This is a genomic window from Nodosilinea sp. P-1105 (assembly GCF_012911975.1).
Taxonomy (GTDB): Bacteria; Cyanobacteriota; Cyanobacteriia; order Phormidesmidales; family Phormidesmidaceae; genus Nodosilinea.
Map to the genome: position 1 here is coordinate 1 of NZ_SMDQ01000013.1, position 26,241 is coordinate 26,241.

General features: G+C 56.5%; 16 protein-coding genes. 6 read left to right on the forward strand and 10 right to left on the reverse strand.

Annotation, left to right across the window (positions count from 1 at the left end; genetic code table 11):
- Positions 1-230: 230 nt before the first annotated feature.
- Positions 231-2,654 (reverse strand): FAD-dependent oxidoreductase, encoded by a 2,424-nt coding sequence (locus tag E1H13_RS08015; RefSeq protein ID WP_169612889.1) that lies wholly within the window; start codon positions 2,652-2,654, stop codon positions 231-233.
- A gap of 233 nt (positions 2,655-2,887) precedes the next feature.
- Positions 2,888-4,099 carry an aromatic ring-hydroxylating dioxygenase subunit alpha gene (locus E1H13_RS08020; protein WP_169612890.1) on the reverse strand — a complete coding sequence of 404 codons (1,212 nt, stop codon included), beginning with the start codon at positions 4,097-4,099 and terminating at the stop codon, positions 2,888-2,890.
- A 713-nt stretch (positions 4,100-4,812) separates the two neighbouring features.
- Between E1H13_RS08020 and E1H13_RS08025 the strand changes: the two genes are divergently transcribed.
- The gene (locus E1H13_RS08025; protein WP_169612891.1) at positions 4,813-6,426 is read left to right on the forward strand and encodes a BCCT family transporter; all 1,614 of its coding nucleotides are present in this window, start codon (positions 4,813-4,815) and stop codon (positions 6,424-6,426) included.
- Between the two features lie 128 nt (positions 6,427-6,554).
- On the forward strand, positions 6,555-7,715 hold the full coding sequence (solA, locus tag E1H13_RS08030; RefSeq protein ID WP_169612892.1) for an N-methyl-L-tryptophan oxidase: 1,161 nt from the start codon (positions 6,555-6,557) through the stop codon (positions 7,713-7,715).
- Positions 7,716-7,796: 81 nt separating this feature from the next.
- Here the strand turns inward: solA and mgtE are convergent, their stop codons facing one another.
- The gene (gene mgtE / locus E1H13_RS08035) at positions 7,797-9,143 is read right to left on the reverse strand and encodes a magnesium transporter (protein ID WP_169612893.1); all 1,347 of its coding nucleotides are present in this window, start codon (positions 9,141-9,143) and stop codon (positions 7,797-7,799) included.
- A gap of 344 nt (positions 9,144-9,487) precedes the next feature.
- Here mgtE and E1H13_RS08040 point away from each other — a divergent pair, with 344 nt between their 5' ends.
- A complete protein-coding gene (locus E1H13_RS08040) occupies positions 9,488-12,286 on the forward strand; it encodes a cation-transporting P-type ATPase (protein ID WP_347404137.1) in 2,799 nt (932 codons plus the stop codon).
- Here the strand turns inward: E1H13_RS08040 and lpxB are convergent.
- The 7 genes from lpxB to E1H13_RS08075 form a co-directional block, all read right to left on the reverse strand.
- Positions 12,270-13,463: a lipid-A-disaccharide synthase gene (lpxB, locus tag E1H13_RS08045; RefSeq protein WP_169612894.1), complete on the reverse strand. Its 1,194-nt coding sequence runs from the start codon at positions 13,461-13,463 to the stop codon at positions 12,270-12,272. The two genes, E1H13_RS08040 and lpxB, sit on opposite strands and share 17 nt — an antisense overlap.
- 15 nt (positions 13,464-13,478) lie before the next feature.
- Positions 13,479-14,357: an acyl-ACP--UDP-N-acetylglucosamine O-acyltransferase gene (gene lpxA / locus E1H13_RS08050; protein ID WP_169612895.1), complete on the reverse strand. Its 879-nt coding sequence runs from the start codon at positions 14,355-14,357 to the stop codon at positions 13,479-13,481.
- A complete protein-coding gene (fabZ, locus tag E1H13_RS08055; protein WP_347404138.1) occupies positions 14,357-14,824 on the reverse strand; it encodes a 3-hydroxyacyl-ACP dehydratase FabZ in 468 nt (155 codons plus the stop codon). The genes lpxA and fabZ overlap by 1 nt, the downstream gene beginning before the upstream one ends.
- A 171-nt stretch (positions 14,825-14,995) precedes the next feature.
- A complete protein-coding gene (lpxC, locus tag E1H13_RS08060) occupies positions 14,996-15,910 on the reverse strand; it encodes a UDP-3-O-acyl-N-acetylglucosamine deacetylase (protein WP_169612896.1) in 915 nt (304 codons plus the stop codon).
- Positions 15,910-18,348 (reverse strand): BamA/TamA family outer membrane protein, encoded by a 2,439-nt coding sequence (locus E1H13_RS08065; RefSeq protein WP_169612897.1) that lies wholly within the window; start codon positions 18,346-18,348, stop codon positions 15,910-15,912. Before E1H13_RS08065 ends, lpxC begins: the two co-directional genes overlap by 1 nt.
- Before the next feature lie 130 nt (positions 18,349-18,478).
- Complete coding sequence (gene purC, locus E1H13_RS08070) at positions 18,479-19,213, reverse strand: phosphoribosylaminoimidazolesuccinocarboxamide synthase (RefSeq protein ID WP_169612898.1); 735 nt, start codon at positions 19,211-19,213, stop codon at positions 18,479-18,481.
- Between the two features lie 200 nt (positions 19,214-19,413).
- Positions 19,414-21,954: a GAF domain-containing protein gene (locus tag E1H13_RS08075; RefSeq protein ID WP_169612899.1), complete on the reverse strand. Its 2,541-nt coding sequence runs from the start codon at positions 21,952-21,954 to the stop codon at positions 19,414-19,416.
- Positions 21,955-22,315: 361 nt separating this feature from the next.
- Here E1H13_RS08075 and E1H13_RS08080 point away from each other — a divergent pair, with 361 nt between their 5' ends.
- From E1H13_RS08080 to E1H13_RS08090, 3 genes are all read left to right on the forward strand, one after another.
- The gene (locus E1H13_RS08080) at positions 22,316-23,248 is read left to right on the forward strand and encodes a serine hydrolase (protein ID WP_169612900.1); all 933 of its coding nucleotides are present in this window, start codon (positions 22,316-22,318) and stop codon (positions 23,246-23,248) included.
- Positions 23,249-23,642: 394 nt separating this feature from the next.
- A complete protein-coding gene (locus E1H13_RS08085) occupies positions 23,643-24,422 on the forward strand; it encodes a hypothetical protein (protein WP_169612901.1) in 780 nt (259 codons plus the stop codon).
- A 203-nt stretch (positions 24,423-24,625) separates the two neighbouring features.
- The gene (locus tag E1H13_RS08090) at positions 24,626-26,080 is read left to right on the forward strand and encodes a RecQ family ATP-dependent DNA helicase (protein WP_169612902.1); all 1,455 of its coding nucleotides are present in this window, start codon (positions 24,626-24,628) and stop codon (positions 26,078-26,080) included.
- The last annotated feature ends 161 nt before the right edge of the window (positions 26,081-26,241 follow it).

A 26,241-nucleotide genomic window follows, 5' to 3' on the forward strand; every position in this document is an offset into this window, starting at 1 on the left:
CAGCAGGGGAATATCGTCAACCCGTTCTGTGATAACGGTTAGAGGAGTTTCCATAGCCCAAATCTAACCTAATTGGCCGACCTCACTCAAAAATGAGCGAACCGGGAGCTAGTACTCTGCGGTAGAAGTCAGCCAACTATTCCTGAAACCTGACACCTAGCACCTGACACCCCCCCGCAAGGGTTGCTCTATTTATGCTAGCCAGTACTAGTGCATGAGCATGAAAGCGTCTACAGCAGCTTCTCAACCACCGTTGCCGCCAGGGGCTTGCCGAAGTATTCCACCCAGACCTGGGTGCCGGGCTGGGCATAGCTCAGGGGCAGGTAGGCGTAGGCCACACAGCGCCCTAGACTGTGGCCGTAGCCAGCGCTGGTGACGTAGCCCAACACCTTGCCCTCGGCCATCACGGGTTCCTTACCCATCACCACCGCCGCCGGGTCGTCTAGGGTAAGAAAGCAGAGTTTGCGGTTGGCATACTCCTGTCGTTGCAGTAGCGCCTGCTTACCGATGAAATCCCCTTTCTGGGGTTTGACCGCAAACCCCAGGCCCGCCTCGTAGGGGTCGTATTCCGTATGAATATCCGTACCCCACAGCAGAAACCCTTTCTCCAGCCGCAATGATTCAAACGCTCCCAATCCAGCGGCAATCATGCCGTGGGGCTGCCCCGCCGCCCACAGCGTATCCCAGAGCTTCAGGCCCGATTCTGTAGGGGCATAAATTTCCCAACCCGCTTCACCGACATAAGACACCCGCACCGCCAGCACGGGGATGTTGCCGATGTAGAGACGCTGATTGGTGAAGAACTTGAACCTGGGCTTAGACACATCGGCTTGGGTGACCGCCTGCAAGATCTCCGGCGCTTTTGGCCCCCACAGCCCCACGCAGCAGTAGCTCGACGACACATCTGTGAGCCGCACCGAGCCATCGGTGGGCAAATGGGCCGTCATCCAGGCTAAATCATGACCGTGGACAGACCCGCCTGTGACCACCCAATAGATCTCTTTGCCTAAACGGCTCACCGTCAGGTCGCAGATGATGCCGCCATGGTCATCCAGCATGGCGGTGTAGATCACTCGGCCCACAGGCTTGTCGATGTCGTTGGCGCAGAGGTGCTGGAGGTAATCCACCACGCCGGGACCAGTCACTTCAAACTTGGCAAAGGGGGTAAGGTCGTAGAGAGCCGCCTTTTCCCGAGTAGCCAGGTGCTCTGCGGCTTGAATCGGTGACCAGTGTTTGGCTTCCCAGCCCTGGCGCAGGGGAATGACGTATTCATCCAGCAAGGTGACGTTAGCCTTAAACCACTGGGGCCGTTCCCAGCCAGCGCTAAACACACATTGCGCCCCCAGAGCTTGCAGGCGGGGATAAAAGGGGCTGACCCGCAATTCTCGAGAGTGGGTCTGCTGGTCCAGGGGGTGAATAATGTCGTACACCTCGTCGTATTGCTGTGCCCCGGCCTTGAGAATGTAGTCGGTACTTTTGCATACGGCCGGAAACCGGTGAATATCCATTTCGTGAATGTCGAGGCTGGGCACCCCGGTGGTCATCAGTTCTGAGACAATTTTGCCGACGCCGCCCCCGTGGGTGACCCACACCGCCTCTGCCACCCAAAAGCCCTTGGCCTTGGCCGATTCGCCAATTACCGAGCCGCTGTCAGGGGTAAAGGAAAACATGCCGTTGATTTTATAGGTCAACTCAGCCCCTTCGAGGGCGGGGAACAGTTCTTTGGTCGACTCCCAGGCGGGGCCAAAGTGCTCTTCGGTAAAGGGCTTCACCGAAGGCATCACCGGCGCTTCGGCGTAGGGCAGAATGTTGTCAGGGTCCACCAGCAGCGGCTCGTGCTGGTACGAGCCAATTCCCCAACAGTCGCCATGCTGACGAAAGTACATGGCGTGATCCTGGTGGCGTACCATCGGGTAGGTGACCTCTTCGGTAGCGCCTGCCAGCTCTGGAATCGGCCCGGTTTTTACATACTGGTGCTGCACTGGCGTCAGGGGAATCACTTCCCCCACCATGCGGCCAATGCGTGGTCCCCAAATGCCCGCACAAACCAGCACGTTACTGGTCTCAATTCGCCCCTGGTCGGTGACGACCGCCTGCACCTGGCCATCTACCACCTCAATGTCTGTCACGGTGGTGTGGCCATAGAACTGGGCAGCCCCCGCCTCCTGGGCATAGGTGGCCATGGCCTCGGCGGCCCGTAGGGCTTTGGCGATGCCGTCGGTGGGCACGTAGTAGCCCCCCAAAATTTTGCTGTCATCCACTAGGGGCAGCTTGGCCTTGACCTCGGCAGGGGAGAGTAAACAGGCTCCCTCAACCCCCCAGGCCTTGGCCCAGCCCAGCTTGCGCTTGAGCTCTGCCATCCGGGCCTCGGTGTAGGCCACCTCAATGCCGCCGACGGGGTAAAAAGCGGGGCCTTCTGCGGTGCTGAGCTGGCTGTACAGCTCTACGGTGTACTGGGCCAGCTTGGTCATGGTCTTCGACGAGTTGGTCTGAAACACCAGCCCCGGCGCGTGGGAGGTGGAGCCTCCCGTGGCAAATAGCGGGCCTTGCTCGACCACAACAATATCTTTCCAGCCCAGTTTGGCCAGGTGGTAGGTGGTGCTACAGCCGACAATGCCAGCACCGATGACAACGAGGGAGGCGGTGGGGTTCATGGGGAGTGGTGGGGTGGGTGGTGGATGGGGGGATGGGTGGGAGAGTGGATGGGTGGATGGGTGGATGGGTGGATGGGTGGATGGGTGGATGGGTGGATGGGTGGATGGGTGGGAGAGTGGATGAGTGGATGAGTGGATGGGTTAAAGAGGCAGGGATATGAATGGGGATGAGGTTCTAGATGCCAGGGCACCCGCCCACCCGCCTACCCGCCTACCCATCCACTCGCCTACCCTTACCCCTCCACTGCTCTGGCGATCATCTGCTGGAACCGATACACGGTTTGCTCTAGTTCGGGGGAAAAGCAGCCGCCGTCGAAACGGGGGGAGTTGCGACCGATTTGCATGCGCTCGATCATGGCGATGTCTTCGTCGTTGGTGTCTTGCCACAGGTCCATGGGCAGGTGGCGTAGGGGCTGATTTTCGGGGGTCATGGCGGCGTCCCCAACGAAGTAAAAGGTCATGCGTTCATGGGTGCGTTTGGGGCTGAGGGGGTTGGCGACAAACACCAGAAAGTAATCGGGATGAACCCCTAACATTAGGTTTGGGAAAACGGTGACATATTCGGCGACGGTCTGTTTTTGGTGGGCTGCTAGGTTAGGAAAGGTAGGTAGCGATCGCCCCTCAATTTCTCCACTTTTATACAGCAAGCTACCCTGGCCTACGTGGATATTACCGACATCAAAGCCGAAGTGGTCTTCCATGCGGGAACAGGCATTTAGGGCGGGGTGTACCCAGCTGAGGTGGTAGCTTTCGGAAAAGTTTTCCACCGCCAGTTTCCAGTTGGCATTGCACTGCAAGGTGACCTGTCGAGGCTCTCGGCGCAACTGGCTCAGGTCGTAGCTGGCCCAGCGATCGACCACTGGTTTCAGGTAGTCTTGCAGAGGGGGGGCATCGCCAGAAAGATTGACAAACACCAGATCTAACCACTGGTCACAACGAATCGGACTCAGCCCTTTACTGTTCTGATCAAAGCCGTCGTAGCTATGGTTGTAGTAACCGCCAAAATGGGGGGTGCTTTTGAGCTGGCCATCCAGCCTGTAGGCCCAGGCGTGGTAGGGACAGCGCAGGTTTCCCTGCACGTTGCAGGGCTGGGACACCAATTGCAGCCCCCGATGGCTACAGATATTGTGAAAGGCTCGCAGCGTACCAGCGCGATCGCGCACCAGCACAATCGGCATACCCGCCACCTCGGTGGGGTACACATCCCCTGACTGGGGAATATCAGAGGCTAATCCCACACACACCCAGTACTGACTAAAAACGGTTGCCCTCTCCTGCTTTAGGTAGCGGGCACTGGTGTAAGCCTCAGCGGGCAAGCCGGGGTGACGGTAGTCATCCAAACAAATGACAGAAGACTCTCGGTTCATTTCCCGCCGCTGAACAGTCCCAGGGGGGTCCACCAGGGTCAAGTCCGGGGGGGCACTTGTAACATATTCCTGGGTCATACTTGGCCTCAGCACCGACGACATTAAAGGGACAAGGGCAACACGGGAAGAACAATTTTCAGGGCCACCATTCGACCAATAATTGGCCTGAACTTCGAAAACCCCAAAACCTTGCCATATCCCGCCAATCAGACTTTTATTAGATTCACAAAGATAGATTCACAAAGAACTTATAAAAGCATGCTTTTTAGACATGTAATTACAAGTCTAAAGCGAAGCCTACTGCCTTTAAAATCAAAATATTGTTTCCTGGATAACATTCTGTGATTTTCCTATTCAGGAAATCGTAACGTTTTCCTGAATATCTCTCTGGGGAAAAGGTAAATTTTTACTGAGGGACCAGGTTTCTAGCAAAAACTTTTGGAATCCCAAGATTGAAGTTTTAAGACTTGTAGTAACAACTGTATCGCATGGGACAGTTTTATAATTCAGTCCCGCTTACTGTCAGCATCGATAGAGTTTGCTTTGGTGTGGTCGGAATTCATTTGCGAATAGCGTTTATTGGGGGTCAATACCCTTCTTTGAACGCCCTTCAACAGCCCCAGGGTAGTACTGCTTCAGCTGGGCTGAAACCCAATGGCAGACTGTTACAGGCTGTTCCGAACCCTTGACAAGCTTTCTGCCTGTAGTGAAAGGTGAGCTATAGACAAGATGGGATTACTATGACTACACCAGATTCGGGGCGCCCCGGACATGAGGAGCTTCATAATGAGATGCCAGCTCATGCGCCGACGCGCCATATTCGTCGTCGTCCAGGCGATCGCAACATCACGGCCAAAGGCTTTGACTTTCACCCAGAGGTCTTTTTAGTCTCGGGGGGGTTAGTTGTGCTGTTTGTTCTGCTGACCTTGTTGTTTCAGGAACCGGCGGAATCTGCCTTTGGGGCGGTGCAATCTTTGATTACTGGGGCTTTAGGTTGGTTTTTAATTCTCTCAGTCAGTCTATTTCTGATTTTTGGTGTTTACATTGCGTTTAGCAAGCTAGGCAATGTGCGTTTGGGAGGAGCTAACGCTAAGCCAGAGTTTCCTACCTTTGCCTGGGTGGCGATGCTGATTAGTGCGGGCATGGGAACTGGGCTGATGTTTTGGAGCATTGCCGAACCCATCTTCCACCTGCAAGACCCGCCAGTCATGTTAGGCACCATCGAGCCTAATACGGCTAGTGCTGCCCAGCAGGCGATGACCATCACCTTCTTCCACTGGGGGTTACATGCCTGGGGAGTCTATGCTCTGGTGGGGCTTTCCCTGGCCTTCTTTGCGTTCAACTGGGGGTTACCGCTGACCATTCGCTCCGTGTTTTATCCGTTGCTGGGAGAACGCATCTACGGCTGGCCGGGCAATGTGATTGATATTCTGGCGGTCGCCTCTACCCTGTTTGGGTTAGCCACCTCCCTGGGGTTTGGGGTCCAGCAAGCGAACGCTGGACTCAATTTCTTGGTTGGACTGGAGATCAGTACCCCGGTGCAGGTGGGGTTGATTGCCATCATCACGGGCTTTGCCACCGCTTCTGTGGTGTCGGGGTTAGGCAATGGTGTCCGCCGCCTCAGCGAACTGAACATGATTTTGGCGGCGATGCTAATGGTGTTTGTGCTATTGGTGGGACCGACCCTATTTATCATGGGTTCGTTCGTGGAAAGCCTGGGCTACTACGTCGCCTCGCTGCCGGTCATGAGTTTTTGGACAGAATCCTTTTCAGGCACTGAATGGCAAGCTGGCTGGACGGTGTTCTACTGGGGTTGGTGGGTCTCCTGGTCGCCGTTTGTGGGCATCTTTATTGCCCGGGTCTCCCGAGGGCGCACCGTACGAGAATTTATTCTAGGTGTGCTGCTGCTGCCGTCGATGCTGACCTTTTTGTGGATGTCGGTATTTGGGGGCACTGCCTTGAGCATGGAACTCGGAAACCTGAGTGGGGTGATCAGCGGGGCCGTGTCCGACGATGTGGCCACAGCTTTGTTTGTCATGCTGCAACAATTGCCACTGACTGCGATTACCTCCTTCGTCGCGATTGTGCTGGTGGTGGTGTTTTTTGTCACCTCGTCAGATTCCGGTTCGCTGGTGGTGGCCAGTCTGACCTCTGGGGGCAAACTGGAGTCTCCTGCCCCTCAGCGCATCTTTTGGGCGGTACTGGAAGGGGTGGTGGCCGCAGCGTTACTACTAGGCGGTGGCCTATCGGCGTTGCAAACCGCCGCAATCACCACAGGGTTACCTTTTGCAGTGATTCTGTTGATCATGTGCTACAGCGTCTACAAGGGCTTGCAGTATGAACATGGGGTGGTGCATGAAGGTAAAAAGCTGAAAGAGGCCGAAGAAAAGGCGATCGCCAACTAGTAGGCAACTCTTTGGCCCTGGCTCACCTAACTCTGGCAACCCAACATCAGACATCAGGTGTTAGGGTTGCGATCGCCCCGCCCCCCTAGCAAGCTCTATCTCTACTTTTTCGCTAGGAGCGTGTTGTGATGGCCCAGCCATTTGATGTGATTGTGATTGGCGCTGGCGGCGTGGGTAGTGCAGCCGCCTACTATTTATCGAAGGCCGGTAAGCGGGTACTGCTGCTAGAGCAGTTTGAGCTAGATCACCAAAAGGGCAGTTCCTACGGGTATTCCCGGGTGATTCGCTACACCTACGATAATCCCATCTACGTGGACTTGATGCGGGCGGCCTATCCCCTGTGGTTTGCCCTACAAGATGAAGCCGAAGAATCGTTATATGTGAAAACCGGTGGGCTTGACTTTGGCTTCCCCACTACAGATACCTTTCGCCAGATGCAGGCTAGCCTCGATGCCGCCGGGTTGGACTATGAGCACCTGGACAAAGTTGCCATAGCCCAACGGTATCCCCAGTTTGCCCTAGATGACGGCATGGAGGGCTTGTTCCATGCCGATACCGGGTTGCTGCGGGCCTCTCGCTGTGTACTGGCCCATGTGCGGTTGGCCCAAGCCCATGGGGCCACGGTGCTCGACCAAACCCCGGTGCTTAAGGTGCGGCCCTTAGCGAACGGAGTGGAGGTGCACACGGGCCAGGAGGTGTTTTATGGCGATCGCGTGGTGTTGACCGTCGGCAGTTGGGCCAAACACCTGCTGGCGGACCAGGGCATTGACCTACCGCTCACCATCATGCCTTGTCAGTTGGGGTTTTACCAGCCCTCATCCCCGGCAGAGTTTGAGCCAGGTAGGTTTCCCGTCTTCTTTGCCCACATGAATGGGGACTACGGCGAAATGCCCTACGGCATTCCCCATGAAGATCCAGCCATTGGCCTCAAACTGACCACCTTCTACGGTTGGGACACAGTGGAGACTCCCGGCCAGGTCGACTACACCCCCAGTCAAGCCTGGACCGAGCGCATCCGTGGCTTTGCCCAGCAGTACATTCCCGCTGCCGCCGGACCATTGCTCTCCACCCGCCGCTGCCTCTATACCCTGACCCCAGATAAACACTTCGTGGTTGACCAGCATCCCCACTATCCCCAGGTGGTGATTGGCGCCGGGTTTTCTGGCCACGGCTTCAAATTCACTACCCTGATGGGCAAGATGCTAGCCGATCTGGCCGTCGATGGCCGCACCCCCCACGACACCAGCCTGTTTAAGCTATCTCGGTTTCAACCGGTAGCAGCGGCATAAATCAGCGGTTCTGCCGTTCACCTTGCACCGTAGACCCTGTTGACCCGCCACTTCTGGCTTGACAGACCACTAGGGTGGGGTTTAGATTCCCAAAATTGAACGGGCCACATTCAAATAAATCAATACCCCCAGCACATCTACTGCCGTAGTAATGAACGGGGCTGACATTAAGGCTGGGTCAAACTTCAAAAATTTGAACAAAAACGGCAAGGCGGCCCCCGCCACCGAAGCCAGCAGGGAAATCGCCACCAGGCTAACGCCGACGGAAATTGCCACCGGCCAATTGCCCTGCAAGACATAGGCCCATACCGCCACCACAGCCCCTAACATTAACCCCAGCAACAGCCCAGCCAACCCTTCACGCCAGACGATAGTACCCATTTGGGCCGATCGCACCTCGTCGGTATTTAAGCCGCGAATCACCACGGTGGATGACTGGGCTCCGACATTGCCGCCAGCATCAATTAACAGTGGAATAAACGCAGCCAAAACCACCACCTGCTCCAGTAGGGCTTCTTCGCTTTGGATTACGGCGCTGGTGCCAGTGTTGGTCAGCAGCAAAATCAACAGCCATACCACCCGTTTGCGTGCCACAGCAAATAGGTTGGCCTGGAAATAACTGTCACCTCCGCTTTGTACCCCCCCAGCGGTGTAAATGTCTTCAGTCACCTCGGCTTCGATCACATCCATCAGGTCGTCGATGGTGACAATACCCACCAGTCGCTGTTCCCGATCGACAACGGGGAGCGCCAAAAAGTCGTAGCGTTGAATTAATCGGGCCGCCTCTTCCCGGTCAGTGTCTGTGTGTACATAGATCGGGTCACGGGTCATGATGTCTTGTAGGGTGCGCTCCGGCTGAGCCACGACTAGATCCCGCAACGACAGGGTACCAATTAGATGCCTGGAGTTGTCTAGCACATAGAGGGTATAGATCGTCTCTGAGGTATCGGCCAGGTGGCGAATCCGCTCTAGGGCCTGCTCAACGGTGACGGCTTCCCGCAGGGCCACAAACTCGGAGGTCATGATCCGGCCGGTGCTGTCAGCCGGATAGCCCAGCAATTGGGCTGTAGCCTGCCGCTCGGTGGGGCTCAGGCTTTGGTACAGGCGACGCACCACTTTGGCGGGCAGCTCGTCAAACAGTCTGGCCCGGTCGTCGGGGGACATACGATCGACGATATCAAGGACCTCTGGATTTTTCAGATCTGCTAGTAGGGACTGCTGTACCCGGGCAGGCAGATACTCGTAAACTTCGATCGCCTGATCTTTGGGCAATAGTCGAAAGGTAACGGCCTGAAGGGTTTCGGGTAATTGATCAATTAAATCAGCCACATCCGCTGACTGCATGGGCAGGAGCTCGGCTCGCACCGCATCAAAGCGACCAGCTTGTAGCATGGACTGTAACTGTTGCTGGTTAGATGCCAATACCATATAGGTCCTTCATTTGTGGCCCGGTAGCTAGAATAGCCCAGATTTAGCCAGGGGCTTCATTGGCTAAGACTTGACCAAGCCGATTTTGATAGCCGTTAACGGTCCAGGGGCTACGGTATACGGTTCAAGGCAAGCCCTAGACCTCACACCTTTTACCTTGCCCCCCCACTAACCTGTCATCTTTGGCTTGGCAGACGACTAGGGTATGTCTTTTGTTGCTATTCCTTTAGTTAGATAAAACTCTTGGTACTTATGGGCTAGGGTGATCTCTTAGGCATATTATCCTTGGGCGTTGTCCTACGACCCACTCTGTCCTACAACCCACTCTATGGAGGACTATTTCTGTGACTCAGCAGCTGTCGGATGCTCAATCCCAAAGCCAGAGGTCATTAGTCTGGCACCAGGCGGCGGTGGATAAGATCTTGCACGAGTTTGGGGTTGACCCCGATGCCGGGCTACCAGCCCAAGAGGTGCAGAGCCGTCTAGAGCATTACGGTCCCAACCAGCTAAAGGCTAAAAAGGGCAAGCACCCGATCATTCTGTTTCTGTTGCAGTTCAATCAGCCCTTGCTCTACATCCTGCTGGTGGCGGGTTTGATTAAGGCACTGTTGGGTCAGTGGGTAAATGCTGGGGTGATCTGGGGCGTTACCGTGATTAACGCCATCATCGGCTTTGTGCAGGAGTCTAAGGCGGAAAACGCGATCGCCGCTTTAGCTTCATCCGTGGAAACCGAAACCATGGTGCGTCGGGATGGCCAACAGGTGCAAGTATCCTCCAAAGACTTGGTGCCGGGGGATATTGTGCTGTTGGCCTCTGGCGACAAGGTACCCGCTGACCTGCGGTTGCTGCGGGGGCGCACCCTACAAGTCAACGAATCGGCCTTGACTGGGGAATCGGTAGCTACCGAAAAGCAGCCGGACCTCGCTTCGTTACCAGCAGACACCCCCCTGGGCGATCGCCATAACATGGCCTACGCCGGTAGCTTTATCACCTTTGGCCAAGGGGAAGGGGTGGTGGTAGAAACTGGCACCAATACCGAAACCGGGCGCATCTCCAAGCTGATGGAGGAAAGCACCAACCTGGTTACGCCCCTAACTCGCAAGTTCGATCGCTTCAGCAAAACGCTGCTCTATGTGATTTTGGCCGTGGCCGCCCTCACCTTTGCGGCGGGGCTGGGCTGGGGCAACTCGCCAATCGAAATGTTTGAAGCCGCCGTGGCCTTGGCGGTGAGCGCCATCCCCGAGGGGTTGCCAGCGGTGGTCACCATTACCCTGGCCATTGGGGTGTCGCGCATGGCCAGCCGTAACGCCATTGTCCGCAAACTACCGGCGGTGGAAACCCTGGGTAGCGCTACGGTGATCTGTTCCGACAAAACCGGCACCCTGACCGAGAACCAGATGACGGTGCAAATTGTCTATGCCGGGGAGCACCACTATGACTTGACGGGGGTAGGCTATACCCCCCACGGCGAACTGCGCGACGGGGAAGATAACCCCGTGCCGATCGAGGCCATGTCGCCTCCCCTGCGCCAGTGCTTGAAGGCGGGGATGCTGTGCAACGATTCAGAACTGGAACACAAGGATAACCGGTGGGGCGTGGTGGGGGACCCCACCGAGGGGGCGTTGCTGGTGGCCGCCCGCAAAGCCGGGTTCGACCGTGCCGAGCTGAACCAGAGCTACCCGCGCATCGATAGCATTCCGTTTGAGTCAGAATTTCAGTACATGGCTACCCTGCACCAGCAGGATACCGCTGGCCAGTGGTTGCTAATGAAGGGGTCGGTGGAGGCGATTGTGGCCCGCTGCGATCGCGTTCTGACCGTTACAGGGGACACCGACCCGATCGACCGCGACCATATTTTCCTCCAGGCCGAGCGCATGGCCTCCCGGGGGCTGCGGGTGCTGGCCTTTGCCGCCCTGGATTTCCATGGCCATCACATTGACCACGAGGATCTGAAATCGGGTCTGGTGTTCCTGGGCTTGCAGGGGATGATCGACCCGCCCCGCTCTGAGGCCATTAAGGCGGTGCAGGCCTGTAAAACAGCTGGCATCGAGGTGAAGATGATCACCGGGGACCACAAGGTGACCGCTGCCGCGATCGCCGAGCGCATGAACCTCAGCTCCACCGACCAGGTGATCGCCTTTACCGGTCAAGAACTGGCCCAAATGGATCAAACTGAGCTGACCAACGAAGTGCAAAACGGCTCGGTGTTTGCCCGGGTGGCCCCCGAGCAAAAGCTGCGCCTGGTGGAAGCCCTGAAGTCGAAGGGGCACATTGTGGCCATGACTGGCGACGGCGTCAACGATGCCCCCGCCCTGAAACAGGCCGACATTGGCATCGCCATGGGCAAGGCCGGTACCGAAGTGGCCAAAGAAGCCGCCGACATGGTGCTCACGGACGATAACTTTGCTTCCATCGAGGCGGCGGTGGAAGAGGGGCGCAACGTCTTTCGCAACCTGATGAAGGCGATCGCCTTTATTCTGCCGGTGAACGGCGGTGAATCCATGACCATCTTGCTGAGTGTGCTGATTGGTCGTGGCGATGTGCTGCCGATTCTGTCGTTGCAAGTGCTGTGGCTGAACATGGTCAACTCCATTGCCATGACTGTGCCGGTGGCGTTTGAGCCCAAGTCCCACAACTTAATGAATCGGCCCCCCCGACTGCCCCACGAGCCGCTGCTCTCCAAGAACCTGCTGAAGCGCATCGGCCTGATTTCTATCTTCAACTGGATTTTGATTTTTGGCATGTTCGAGTGGGTGCGCCAGTCCGCCGGGGATCTGGGATGGATACCCGGCGACCTGGGGGATGAAGACGCCACCGAACACACCCTGGCCCTGGCCCGCACCATGGCAATCCAGGCGCTGGTGGCCGGGCGGATTATCTACCTGCTCAGTATCAGCCAGTTTTGGGCTTCGGTGTCGGCCAAAATTCGCGGCCTGAATGTGCCCCTGGGGGATGCCTCTGCCATTGGCTACGGGATCTTGGTGGCGATCGTCTTCCAGGTGCTGTTTAGCCAGCTGGGGGTGATGAACTTCCTGTTTTCCACCGCTCCCCTGTCGATTACCCAGTGGTTGATTTGCCTGGGGGTATCGCTACCGATGTTTCTGGTGGCCCTACTGGCCAACCGGATCAATCCCCAGAATTAGGGATCAACTCTAAAGTTAACTGGGCGGCGCGGCGGCAGGCCCCGGGCTCGCCGAGTTCCTGGCGCATTTTGGCGTAACCAGCCAACATGGTTTGGCGAGTGGTGGTATTTTCGAGCAAATCCAGGGTGGCGGCGGCGATCGCCGCCGGGGTCGCTTGCCATTGCAAAAACTCGGGCACCACTGGCTGGTTCACCACCAGGTTGACTGGCGACACAAACGGAATATCAAATCGCAGTAGGTAACGGCCAATCCAGGCGGTGATTGGGTTTAGGCGGTAGGCCACCACCTGGGGCACATTCATCAGGGCAATTTCTAGGTTGGCGGTACCTGACTTGGTTATAGCTACATCGGCCGCGGCAATGGCATCGGTACTCTGCCCCGCCAGCACCTGCCCTCGCAAATCATACTGAACCAGTCCCTGTTCAAAGGCGGCCCCCAGGGCAGGGTTAGACACTGGCAACAAAAACTGCACCTCTGGGTGACGAGCCTGCACCTGCTGGGCAGCTTGCAACATCACCGGCATCAGATACGTCACCTCCTGCCGCCGAGACGCCGGTAATAGGGTAATCACCTGGGCATTGGGGTCAAGGCCCAACTGTTGCCGGGCGGCGGCTTTATCGGGGGGGCTGGGGTAGCGATCAACCAGGGGGTGGCCCACCCAGGTGGCCTCAGCCCCATGCTGACGGTAGTAGTCGGCTTCAGCCTTAAAAATAGCGGCCAGGCGATCGCATTGATCGACCAACTGCCGAGTATCGCGGTCAGAAAAAGCCCACACCCACTGCTGCGGAGCAATGTAGTACACCACTGGCACCTGGGGATGCTTTGCCTTTAGATACTGCCCCATGGCCAGATTAGGCCCCATGTAGTCAATCAGCACGGCCACATCGGGCGGATTAGCCTTGAGATGCCGTTTCGCCTGTCGTTGCAATCGCAGAATCGGCAGCAGGTAGGGCAGGGCCTCAAAAATTCCCACCGAGCCAATGGCAGTGGTGTTACCCAGCAGGGTGACCCCGGCCTGGGCCATCTGGTTTCCCCCCAGGGCAACAATCTCCAGCGGCATTTGCTGCTCGGTGGCCACCGCCATCAGGGCTGTGACCAGCAACGCCCCCTGCAAATCCCCAGATACTTCCCCTGTGCTAATAAAGACCCGCTTGGCCCCATTCCCAGACTGCGTCATCAATTTTCCTACGGCCTATTCTGAGCGATCGCTGCGGCTGCGCTTACGACCTGGGGTCAACCCCCGGCGATCGGGTTCTAAAGCCGCCTGTAAAAACTGGCTAAAGTGACGCACCAAGTCATTGTGCTCCCACTGGCTTAGCTTAGCCACGGCATCACTGATGGATTCTCCAGAGCGGTAGACCAATCGGTAAGCCTGCTTCAGTTCTCGGTAAGCTTGCCCCTGGTCAAGGGCGGTCAGACCAGCCCGCTGCAGGCCAATTTGGTTGAGTCCCCGCACCTCAGCCGGATTACCGTTGACCAGGGTGTAGGGGGGCACATCTCGGTCAATCCGGGTGAGGCCACCAATCATCGCCAACCGACCAATGTGCACAAACTGGTGCACCCCAATCAGCCCGCTAATGCGTGCCCCCGACTCCACATGCACATGGCCCGCTAAGGCCACAGAATTGGCGATAATCACTTGATTTTCCACCACGCAATTATGGGCCACGTGGGAGTAGGCCATTAGCATGTTGTTGTGGCCGATCAGGGTGGCGGCCCCGGCGGTGGTGGCCCGATTAATGGTGACGTACTCGCGAATCAGATTGTGATCACCAATGTTGACCTGGCTCATCGAACCGTCATCCTTCAAGTCTTGAGACTCTAGGCCAATGGCGGCCCCAGGGAAGATGCGGTTGTTAGCCCCAATCGTCGTGTGGCCATCAATCACCACATGGGAACCGATTTCAGTGCCAGGGCCAATGGTGACTTGACGGCCAATCACGGCATAGGGCCCCACCTTAACCGTGGGGTGGAGTGTAGCCCCAGGGTCAATCACAGCCGTCGGGTGAATCAGGGTAGTTGTCAACGCCTTGCCTCCGGAAGCCAGAGCTTGAGATACACATGTGTCCATCAGCTAGACCGGCCCGCAGCCGACTCTACCACAGAGAACATCAATTCTCCTTCACAGGCCAGTTGGCCATCTACCTCAGCCCTGGCGTGCATTTTGCCAAACCGTAGCCGCTTGATGGCCAGCAACTCGACGGTCATGACCAGGCAATCGCCGGGGACCACAGGGCGACGAAACCGCACCTTGTCGATACCGGCAAACACGCACAGGCCATTCACCCCAGGAATCTGGCTGAGCACGACGCCACCCACCTGGGCCATCGCTTCTACAATCAGCACCCCGGGCATAATCGGTTGCCCTGGAAAGTGTCCTTGAAACTGGGGCTCATTCAGGGTGATATTTTTAATGCCCACCGCCCGTTTTTCAGGCACATAGTCAATAATTCGATCGACTAGGGCAAAGGGATAGCGATGGGGCAGGATGTCATAGATTTCTGAAGCAGAATATTCCCGCTTGATGGCTGGGTTGATGCCATCGGTCGAGTTGATGCCTGCAGTGTCAGTGGACACTGTGTTTACGGTGTCAGTGGACACAGTGCTGCGATCGCTCACCGTTGAAGGCGTATGGCTAGATGAAGTTACGTCAATCACAATAGCTAAGCGGTCTCCCTATCCTTGGCGTTATGCCCCTTGATTTTGCCACTAGATGTCATCTTCGGAAAATCTCAAGACTGGCTGCATCGCCCGAGCCAGATCTCCGTGCAGCTTGTGGCTGGCCTTATAGGCCACAATATGGGCCTGGGGTAAGCGGCCCAATAAACTCAAGTCACCGATCAAATCTAGCAGCTTATGGCGCACTGGCTCATTATCAAATCGCAGGGGCGGGTTAACCCAGCCCTGATGGCTACAGACCAGGGCATTGTCTAAGCTACCCCCTTGAATTAAACCACGAGCCTTGAGGGCTTCGATCTGGTGGGCCAAACCGAAGGTGCGAGCTGGGGCGATCGCGGTGGCAAAGCCCTCGTCACCAAATGGATCGGCACCGGGGGTCCAGCTAAACCACTGATTACCAATGGCAGCCACATCAAAGTCAATCCCATAGGTGAGGCGTAGCTCAGGGGCCGGAAAAGCGGCCACAAAGGCATCCTGGTGCTGGACCGACACCGGCTGCCGAAGGATGGGGACCGGCGGTTTTGGGGCCTGATCAACCCAGCCAGCGGCCTGAATCGCCTCCACCCAGTTCAAGGCCGAGCCATCTAGCAGGGGAACTTCTGGGCCATCGATGTCAATGCGAGCGTTATCAATCCCTAATCCCACCAGAGCCGCCAGCACATGCTCAACGGTGCGCACCGTCGCCTGCCCCTGGCGTAATTCGGTGGAAAGCACCGTCTGATCAACGGTGTCGAGGGTAGCGGCGATCGCTGGTTGCCCAGGCAAATCTGTACGCACAAAATAACGCCCTTGGTTGGCGGCGGCTGGCTGCAGGGTCAGGGTCGTTATTACCCCAGAATGGAGCCCTACCCCCTGCCGCTGCACCGTGGTAGCCAGGGTCCGCTGTCCTCTGATTGATCCATTAGACTGAGTGGCTAACTGACCACCAGCCGCTGACGTGATCATTAGAATCGCTCCCCAATGCCAAAGTGTAATCGTCCTTGCCCTTGATCGCCAAAGCCGTAGTCAATCCGCAGCGGACCTAAGGGGGTTTGGATTCTCACCCCGGCCCCATAGCCAAAGCCACTACCGGGTTTACCTCGAGATGGACCAGGGGAGCCGGGCACTGCGTTGCCGCTACCCAGGTCTGTGCCCGCATCCACAAATAGGGCCCCGCCCAAGAAGGCGAACACGGGAAAGCGATACTCAGCCGTGAACTGGGCATAACTACGCCCGCCGCCCACTTCCCCTTCATCATAGCCACGGATGGAGTTAGTTCCCCCCAGGGCAAAGGCTTCATAGGGGGGAACATCTCCCAGGATAGTCCCCACTTGCACATTCATGGCTAAGGCTTGGGGACCTTCTGCAATATTCAGCAGACTCAGGGGGATGTAATGACTGTAGCTGCCCCGCAGCCGATTCATAAAGATACTGCCCCGCCCCAAGGGGATTGACTGCTCGGCATTGAGCCGCAGAATACTGCCGCTGGTCGGGTTAAACGGGTCGTTACGGCGATCCAGGCTGGCACTGATGGGAACAGTCCAGAGGTCGTCTACCCCAGTACCACTGACGGTGAGGGGATTGCCCTGGGCGTCGGTGGCATTGACGTTGCCGTCAGCGTCACGGGAGGACACATTTTGGAACTGGGTACCCACAGCCACGGTCCAACCATTGGCTAAGGGGCGGCTAAAGGTAATGCCCGAGCCAATCCGCCGAACGCGGACGCGATCGCCATTCTCCAGGTTGATCGGGTTAGGGCCACCGTCAAAGTTTAGGTTAATCGCCCGACGGGCAAAGGCATTGGCCGTGTAGGAAGTGCGGAAGGGGTCACCGGCAATCCAGGGATCGGTAAAGGAAATGTCAAACAGCAGATCGCGAGTGCTGAGCTGGGCTTCGGCAGTAAATTTCTGGTTGTTGCCGCCAAAGTTGTCCTGACGGAAGCTGACGGTACCAAAAATATCTCCGGTAAAGTTAAAGCCCAGACCAGCGGCGACCGAGCCGGTGTTGCGTTCAGTCACATTGACGATCACATTCACCTTGCGGGGATCCTCTTGGGAGGGCTCTAGCCCAGGGCTGACATCGTCAAAGATTTGCAGGCCAAACACCCGACCAAAGTCCCGTTCAATTTGGGCTTGGTTAAACACATCCCCCGGCTGGGTCTGAAATTCCCGGGTAATGATAAAGTCGCGGGTTCTGCCTTGTACTGGGTTGCCCTCTTCGTCGACGGTTTGCCCCTCTTCGTTGACAAAGCGCACCTGAATTGACTCAATTACCCCTTCGGCCACCTCCAGGGTGACTACCCCCTGGTCAGACACCCGGGGGGCGGCAATCACCTGGGCTAGCACGTAGCCATTGCGCTGATACCATTCGTTCAGCTCCACAATACCTTCTTGAAAATCAATCAGGTTAATAATTTCGCCCTTTTGATCAGCAAAGATCCGATCCACTTCCGCCTCGGGCAACACCTCATTACCCACCACCCGCACATCGGTGAGCACCGGGTTCGGCTGCACCACAAAGGTCACCCGTACCCCTAAATCGGTGTCTTCGGGCACCACATCCACATCGGCAAAAAAGCCCGTGGCAAACACATTGTTGATGTCTTGCTGCAGTTGGGTGCGGGTGGTGGTGCGCCCAGGCCGAGTTTCAACCACGTTGTACACCAGGTTTTCCAACTCTGGGTCTAGCTCTCCCTGACTCGGGGCCACCAGTACTTCGGCCACCAGTACCCGGGGCTCTTCAGGTTCTTCTTCGACCACTGGCTCGTCATCAGGTTCGTCGGCATCGACGGCGTCTGGCAGATCTAGGGATGGATCGGCGTCTGGATCGGGCTCTGGGGTGTCGGTGGTGGGTTGGCCGGGGGGCTGGCTGCGCCGCTCGACGGCCCCTTCAATGATCCGCTCTGCTTCTTCGGGGGTAATCTGGCGGGGTCCCTGACCGAGTTGGATGGGGTCAGCGTTGACGGTGGGGGCGGGGTTATGTGCTTCTGCTGCCGCAGGGTCGGCGATCACAGGCCCAGCGCCCTCCTCCCCTTGGGGAGTAGCCAGATCCACTGAGTTCGGCTCCCCTGAGTGGGTATCCCCGGAGTCAGCATGGTGGGTGCCATGACTGGCGCTGGCGGGCTGGTACCCATCAATGGCGGCCTGCAGCTCAGCGGCGATCGCGGCACTGTCAACCGCTTGCCCATTGGACAGTTCCAGGGCCGCCGCCCCGGTTTCGGGGGTGGGCTCGTGGGTGACTCGCAAGCTCTCACCAGAGCTCAACTCCTGGCTAGTATTTTCCTGGCTGGCATTAGCTGAGGTAGTCGTAACCTCAAACTCTCCACTGGCAGCGGCCGGCATGGCAGCCCACCCCAGTAGTCCTGACGTGGCCAATATGACTAAACACTGAGGAGATACCCGCATCTACACACACCTACTAATGACATCCACACACCACGGAAATGCCCACCCCTGACGAGATGAGAACAGCGGACAATCCTGCTTGAAGGGTCCAGCCCCCAGTAAACGGACAAATTCTACCGCATTGACGGGGCTAATTCTTAGGGGATTGTGCCAGCACCCGATCTAGCACCCGCTGATAGGCCTGCTCTACCTGGCCCAGGTCTTGGCGAAATCGATCCTTATCCATCACCCGTTGGGTTTCATCGGTGGCCGTTTGATCCCACAGGCGACAGGTGTCTGGGCTAATTTCATCGGCCAATATCACCTGCTGGCTAGGGTCTAAACCAAATTCCAATTTGAAATCTACCAGGGTAATGCCGCAGCCCATAAAAAAGTCCGTTAAGAGTTGATTGATCTTGAGAGCTTGACGGCGCAGGGTAGCGATCTGTTCCTGGCTGGCCAGAGCCATGGCATGTATGCGATCCAGGGTCAAAAGCGGATCCCCGAGGTCATCGTTTTTGTAGTAGAACTCCACCAGGGGGGGATCGAGCCGCTGGCCTAAGGGCAGGTTGGTCTGGCGACACAGGCTACCCGCCGCCAGGTTACGGACCACCACCTCCAGGGGGATAATGGTCAGGGCTTTGACTCGCATTTCGCGATCGCTGATGGTGTCAATCCAGTGGGTGGGGATGGCGGCGGCGGCTAAGCGCTGAAACAATTCGGTCGAAATAGCGCAGTTGATCTTGCCCTTATCGACAATCTGCCCTCGTTTTTGGGCATTAAAGGCCGTGGCATCATCCTTAAAGTAGGTCAGCAAAACCTCTGGATCATCGGTGGCATAAATGATTTTGGCTTTGCCTTCGTACAGCTTTTCCCCAAAAGACATGGTCGAGAGCCGATAAAGAGCTTCAACATAGTAGCGTGGGTTTTGCCCGGTTGAGTGGTTTAGGTATCAGGTGTCAGGTATCAGGTGCCAGGTATCCGGTGTCAGAATTCCCTCTTGGTAGGGGTAGGGGTGGGTAGTCAGGGGGCAGGCAGGTTGGCCGACTATGCTGCAGAATGCCTGCTTACCGTCATCTGATTGGCTTACTTGGTGGTCATAATGTGTACCCCATCCCAGTCGGCTGGAGGGGGTTGCTGCAAATACTGCTGGGCTCGCTGCATATGCACGGCAACGGCTTTATCCTCAGGGCGCATCTGCTTGGCCTGCTGAAATAGATCCAGTGCTTGCTCAAATCGCATGGCGGTGTAGGCGTTACGGGCATTGGCATAGAGATTCAAAAACGCCTGGGTATCAGCATCCAGGGGCTGATCGCGCCGATCGATCAGTTCATAGAGGTTGACGGGCTGACGTTTACCCTTAACCTGGGTGCGGTCCAGTTCGCGCACCCAAATTCTGTCGCGACACAGGGAGTACGTGTACTCGCTGATCACAATGTCACAGCCATATTCCTTCGTCACCCCCTCCAGCCGAGAGCTGAGGTTCACTCCATCACCAATCACGGTGTATTCCATTTTGCGTTGGGAGCCAATATTGCCCGATACCACTTCCCCTGAACTGATGCCAATGCCAATGCGGATTTCCGGCTGGTTAAGCTCAATCCGTTCAGCGTTGTACTGGACCAGTCGCCGTCGCATGTCCAGGGCACTCTGGACGGCGGCCCAGGCATGGTTGCTCAGGGGTAGGGGCGCTCCAAAGACGGCCATTAGGGCATCCCCAATGAACTTATCCAGGGTGCCCTCAAAGTTAAACACCGCCTCCACCATGGTCTCAAAGTAGGTGTTGAGCATTTCCACCACTTTGTCCGCTTCCAGGTTTTCGGTCAGGGTGGTGTAGCCGCGAATGTCAGAAAACAGTACGGTCACATCTTTGCGTTCCCCTTTCATCAGCAGGTCATCCCCCAGGGCCATCACCTGTTCAGCCACCCCAGGGGTCATGTAGCGGTAGAGGGTACTCTTCATCCGCTTTTCCTGGCTAATGTCTTCTAACACCAGCAGCCCCCCCAGGACGCCCCCCTCTGGGTCGGTAAGGGGATTTACCGTTAAATTGAGGCTCCGCTCTAGGCGCTGCACCTGGTCGGGGGAGAGTACCTCCCCATCCGGATAACCCCAAAGCCGGTAGCTACCCGACTGCGGCGGACTCGCCAGGGCCAGCTGGTCCCCTACATCTGTCGGACTAAGGGCTGCTGGCACAATCCCCAACCGCAGGGTCTGCTCGGGCACATAGTGTTTCGCCCCGTGGGTCAGGCTGTCTTCCAGCCTAAAGCGCAAGGATTCGATGGGAATCACCTGCCAGACGGGGCGGTGGAGCAGCGCTTTCTGCCAGCGATCGCGGTCTCCCCGACTCTGTTCCCCCTCCATGGGGCAGCCCAGCAACTCGAGAGCGGCGTCATTGATGGTGACAATCCGGCCCTCCATGTCGGTGGACACCACGGCATCGGACAGACTTTGCAAGATGTCTTTTTGATATTGCTTTTCCACCAAGACACTTTCAAATAGCTGGGCATTTTCCAGGGCCACCCCCGCTTGGATGTTAAACGCCCGCATAAAGGCTTCATCTGAGCCGGTAAAGGTGCCTTGGGCCTTGTTGATCAACTGGGTCACAGCAATGAGTTTGCCCCCAGAGTCAAACACTGGCATACAGAGGATGGTGCGGGTACGATAGCCAGTGCGCTTATCGGCATCGGGGCTGAAGCGGGGGTCTTCGTAAGCGTCAGGAATGTTAAGGCATTCGCCCGTGGTGGCGACATGACCGACAATGCCTGCTGTATTGGGAATTCGTAGTTCCACCAAAGACCGACCGTCCGCCGACTTAACCTTAGACCACAGATCGCCACTGTCATCGTCAATCAGCCAGAGGGTGCTGCGGTCCGCCTGCATCAGCTGTCGGGCCTCTTCCATTACCGACTGTAGAGTTTTTTCCAGGTCCAAACTCTGCTCTAGGGATGAGATCGCCTTCAGCAGGGCGGCTACCCCTTTCTGATTACGGGCCGCCACATAAAAGGAATTACAGCTTTCTAGAATCACCCCCAGGGAGGTGGCAAACTCTTTGAAGCGCTGCTCGTCTTTGGCATCGAAGGGCATTTGATTGAGCTTGTTGAGCAGCTGTACCACCGCCACGATGTTGTTGGTTTTTTTGCTGAGTACCGGCATGCAGAGAATGTTGCGGGTGCGGTAGCCGGTTTTTTGGTCGTAGGTGTGATCAAAGCGCTCATCGGCGTAGGCGTCAGGGATGTTTAAGGGCAGCACGTTAGTGGCCACATAACCAGAGATGCCCTTGTTCATAGGAACTCGAATTTCCAGAGAGCGCTCCCCATCCCCCTGGGCCACCTTGGACCACAGTTCTTGCTTGTCGTGGTCCACCATGAAAATAGTGGTGCGTTCCGCTTGCAGAATTTGGCCAATTTTGAGGGTAAACGCCTCCAGAATTTGCTCCAGCATGATCTCCAACGATTCATTGTTGATCATGTCGATCGCCCGCAAAAAATGCTCAAATTCTGCGGTAATTTGATCTAGCAGCTCAATGAACTGGGGAGTTGGCAGGTCTCGCACCCGGTGAGTTAACGAACTACTCTGATGCACCAGGGACAGGGCGGTAATTATGCTGGGGTCGGTCTGGGGCGCCATAAAAATCCCATATCAAGCGTGGCCAAAACGAGTCGGGGCGATCGCGAAGGTCTGGTCAAGGGGTAATACCTAGATTAGGCCGCTATTCACTGAAATACCTATTACTGTACTCGTATCCAGGCGAAATATTACGGTAGGTTAACCCCATTCCCGGCGAAATACTATTACCCGGACGGGGTAGATGCCAGTACCACTGGCTAGCCCTAGTGGTCTATCAAGTTCAAGACGACGGGCTGAAAGGGTTCACAAAAACCGCCATGATCAGATTGACTAATTACTAGCTTACCCAGGATTCAGTTCGCCGTTACCGTAAAGACGGATTAACTATCGTCCACCCCATGACCCTTTCTGGCCAGTTGTGATGAAGACGTTTTTTACCCCAGACGCTGACCTACAGCACCACCTCGACCAAGTTCTAGAACAGCTTTGGGCTGATTTCCCTACCCTCAGTCAGACCCAGTTAGCGTTGACCTGGGTGGTCTACGACCCGCCCTATGTGACCAATACGGGTGGGGCCTTAAGTGCAACAGAATTTTGGCAGCACCAACCCCGGGGGGTCGCCTATCGGGGGCTAGAGCTGATTTACCCCGCCAGTGTGGTTAAGTTGTTTTACCTGGTGGCAGCCCAGGAGTGGCTGCAACAGGGTATGATCCCCGCCTCAGCAGAGCTAGACCGGGCCTTGCGAGATATGATTGTCGATTCGAGCAATGATGCCACTGCCTTGGTGGTGGATGAGCTGACCGGTACCACCAGTGGTCCTGAGCTGCCTGCAGGCCCCTTTGCCACCTGGCAATACCAGCGCAATATCGTCAATCGCTTTTTCCAGGCGATGGGCTGGCCGGAGTTAGAGGGAGTGAATCTTAACCAAAAAACTTGGGGAGATGGCCCCTATGGTCGGGAGCGAGCGTTTGTGGGAGAACTCTACGAAAACCGTAACCGCCTATCCACTAATGCGGTAGCTCGGTTAGTGCACGCGATCGCTGGGGGGGTGGCCGTCTCCGCCGCGCGATCGCAAACCATGCTCGCCCTGATGAAGCGGGACCCCGCCCTGGCCTCAGCCTCAACCGATGAAAACCAGGTCTCTGGATTTTTAGGGGCAGGATTGCCGCCCCAAACAGCCCTGTACTCTAAAGCTGGATTTACCAGCAAAGTACGCCACGATGCCGCTTACATCGAGTTGCCTAGCGGTCAACCGATGGTGCTGGTGGCCTTTACGGAGGGAGCTGAGCATAGCCAGAACCGTCACATTTTGCCGCGCCTCAGTCAATTGGTCACCCATGCGCTAGGGGCCTGAATCCTTCTGGCTGGACAGACCATTAGTACTCTGAGGCTCCTGACACCTGGGTGACCCACCCCTGCCCCTCCCAGGAGGGGATGCCGATACCTGACACCCTCAGCAACGGTGGTCATATTTCTGCCAAGCAGTACTAGTGAGCACCCTTGCTCTTATAGATGAATCAATTCGTGTCAATGTGATCAATATGAACCTGCTCCTTTTAATAGAGGTGCTAAAATTCGAGGCAACTTATAAAGTGTGAGTGTGACGTATTGGGGCTTGTGGCCAGGAATAGCAATCTTGCTGTGATCACGTCTTGAATGATGGACGTAACTGGCCAGGGCTCCTTGCTGAGGTTACCTAAGGGGGCAATGCCCCACAACTGCCACAAACCTGAGGAGTGAACAAAACCATGGTTTCCGCCAAGTACTTTTCGTTAATCGCTGGCCTAGCGGCCCTAGCCGCCGTTGGTACCGCTCTGCCCGCCCAAGCCGACGCTCTAGGCTCCCAAAGCTTTGAGGATAGCCTAGTTCCTGATCTGGCCAACCTGGACCTAGAGCTTGATCTACTGACCAGCTCTGAGGTCGTGACCAGTTCTGAGGTAGACAACACCGTTGTCGATACCTCAGCGGCTACCCTGATGCAGCCCACAGAGGCTAATGACGACCTCACCTTTTCTAGTTTTGATGGCAGCCTGATCGATTTAGCCCTAGAGTCCAGCACCATCAACTCTGAGGCTCTGGGGAATGACTCCCCAGAACTCGCCCAAATCACCCCGGTCAGCCCTGGCCCGATTCCCTCGGCCTATCTGGGGGTAGGCGGCAACCTGGGTTTTGTCTCTAATGACAGTGCCGTGGGAGACTGGGGCTTTGCGGTCATCAGCAAGTTTGATCTGGGACCTCGGTTTTCTGTGCGACCCAGCTTCCTGGTGTCTGAGCGGGATACCTCGTTTACGATTCCCCTGACGTTCAACTTTAACCAGTATCAAGTGGGTGGTTTCCGCTTCCAACCCTATGTGGGGGTCGGGGCTGATGTGGGTAGTAGCACCGCATTGCTGATTAATGCTGGGGCTGACTATCCCCTCTCCCCCCAATTCACCCTCAACACCAATGCTAATTTCCGAGTCACCAGCGGCTTTGGTTTTGGTCTGGCGGTGGGTGTCGGCTACACCATTCCTTGGTTCACTGACTAAGGTCACCTGGGAAGATGGAAGGTGTCAGGTGACAGGTAACAGGTAACAGGAAGGGTTGACCCGACCGATTGACAGCAGGGCTCACGGCTTCAGGGTGATAACTCTGGCCGTGGGCCCTGCTTGTTTGTGCTGATTTCTGCCGGTCTTTATCTTCTGTTGGACTGCGTTTGGGCATGCTAACGGTCGTAGACAGAGGGATGTCGATGGCCGTTGATACTACTTTGCCCTGGGATCGGGTACTCCAAGAATTTCAGCGAATTTGGGGCTATACCGATTTTCGTCCACCCCAGGATGCCATTGTTAGAGCCTTACTCGACCATCGGGATCTGCTGGTGGTGCTGCCCACTGGCGGCGGCAAATCTATCTGCTTTCAGTTACCGGCGTTGCTGCAAACCGGTGTGACCTTGGTCGTGTCTCCCCTGGTGGCACTGATGGAGAATCAGGTGCAGGAACTACGACAGAAAGCATTACCGGCAGCGGCCCTTCACAGCCAGCTACCCCCTCCAGAGCGACGTCGGGTGTTGCAAGCCCTGGAACGTCAGCAATTACGGCTGCTGTATTTATCTCCTGAAACCTTGCTGAGTCCGCCGGTATGGGAGCGCCTGTGTCAGCCGGATCTGCGCCTGAATGGCCTGATTCTGGACGAGGCCCACTGTTTGGTGCAGTGGGGGGAAACCTTCCGCCCGGCCTACCGCCGGTTGGGGGCAGTGCGCCCGACGTTGCTGGCGCATCGACCAGCGGGGAGTACGCTGCCCATAGCGGCCTTCACCGCTACCGCAGACCCTGGTGCTCAGAGAATATTGCGAAATGTCTTGCAGCTCGAATCGCCGCAGGTGGTACGGCTGAACCCCCATCGCCCCAATTTAGACCTGCGGGTCAAAGCGGTCATTGGCACTGGGCAACGGAAGCGAATCTTAGACCGTTATCTGGCAGCCCATCCTAACCAGGCGGGGTTGGTATACGTACGCACTCGCCAGGATAGTGAGGCCCTGGCCCACCAGCTGGGGCAGCGATATCGGGTGGCCCCCTATCACGCTGGGTTGAGTAGTCGCGATCGCCGCCAGATTGAATCGGAATGGATGAGCGATCGACTCCAGTTTGTGGTCTGCACCTCGGCCTTTGGCATGGGGGTGAATAAGCCCAATACCCGCTGGGTGGTGCACTATCAAGCCCCGTGCACGATCACCGAGTATGTGCAGGAGGTAGGCCGGGCTGGGCGTGATGGCAAGCCCGCCGAGGCCTTGACCCTGGTGAGTGAGCCCACAGGTTGGCTTGATCCCAGCGATCGCCAACGGGTCAAATTTTTTCAAGCCCAGACCCAGACCCTACAGCAGCAAGCCCAGCAACTGGTCAAGGTCATTCCCAAGACCGGCGACGTGGGCCAGATCAGTCAGCGATTTCCCCAGGGGGCGATCGCCTTGTCCTGGCTGCACAGCACTGGCCAGCTCGTCTGGCTAGACCCGTTTCACTATCAACTCAGGTCAGATGCCCAGAACAGGCCATCATTACCACTCGAAGCAAAGGGAGGCATACAGCAGTTTCTACACAGCGATCGCTGTCGCTGGCAAGGATTGCTGGTCGCCTTTGGGTTCCGCGCCGAAGCTCAGGCCCTGGGTAATTGCGGCCATTGTGACAATTGTTATCATAAAGTAAAGTGATGTAAACCAAATTCAAGTCCAGATCTGGAGCTCTGTCTGTGGGACAACTCCATATCCCAAACTTGCCCTGGTGTAACCATGCTTAAAGATACTTCTCTGTGTTCTACCAGGCAAGTTAACGTTGTCAATTTTTTCTATTAAAAATAAAATTAGCAATGTGT

Excerpts from the sequence above, each read along its gene's own strand:
- E1H13_RS08015 (WP_169612889.1), bottom strand. The coding sequence starts at position 2,654 with ATGAACCCCACCGCCTCCCTCGTTGTCATCGGTGCTGGCATTGTCGGC.
- E1H13_RS08020 (WP_169612890.1), bottom strand. The coding sequence starts at position 4,099 with ATGACCCAGGAATATGTTACAAGTGCCCCCCCGGACTTGACCCTGGTG.
- E1H13_RS08025 (WP_169612891.1), top strand. The coding sequence starts at position 4,813 with ATGCCAGCTCATGCGCCGACGCGCCATATTCGTCGTCGTCCAGGCGAT.
- solA (WP_169612892.1), top strand. The coding sequence starts at position 6,555 with ATGGCCCAGCCATTTGATGTGATTGTGATTGGCGCTGGCGGCGTGGGT.
- mgtE (WP_169612893.1), bottom strand. The coding sequence starts at position 9,143 with ATGGTATTGGCATCTAACCAGCAACAGTTACAGTCCATGCTACAAGCT.
- lpxB (WP_169612894.1), bottom strand. The coding sequence starts at position 13,463 with ATGACGCAGTCTGGGAATGGGGCCAAGCGGGTCTTTATTAGCACAGGG.
- lpxA (WP_169612895.1), bottom strand. The coding sequence starts at position 14,357 with ATGGACACATGTGTATCTCAAGCTCTGGCTTCCGGAGGCAAGGCGTTG.
- lpxC (WP_169612896.1), bottom strand. The coding sequence starts at position 15,910 with ATGATCACGTCAGCGGCTGGTGGTCAGTTAGCCACTCAGTCTAATGGA.
- E1H13_RS08065 (WP_169612897.1), bottom strand. The coding sequence starts at position 18,348 with ATGCGGGTATCTCCTCAGTGTTTAGTCATATTGGCCACGTCAGGACTA.
- purC (WP_169612898.1), bottom strand. The coding sequence starts at position 19,213 with ATGTCTTTTGGGGAAAAGCTGTACGAAGGCAAAGCCAAAATCATTTAT.
- E1H13_RS08075 (WP_169612899.1), bottom strand. The coding sequence starts at position 21,954 with ATGGCGCCCCAGACCGACCCCAGCATAATTACCGCCCTGTCCCTGGTG.
- E1H13_RS08080 (WP_169612900.1), top strand. The coding sequence starts at position 22,316 with ATGAAGACGTTTTTTACCCCAGACGCTGACCTACAGCACCACCTCGAC.
- E1H13_RS08085 (WP_169612901.1), top strand. The coding sequence starts at position 23,643 with ATGGTTTCCGCCAAGTACTTTTCGTTAATCGCTGGCCTAGCGGCCCTA.
- E1H13_RS08090 (WP_169612902.1), top strand. The coding sequence starts at position 24,626 with ATGGCCGTTGATACTACTTTGCCCTGGGATCGGGTACTCCAAGAATTT.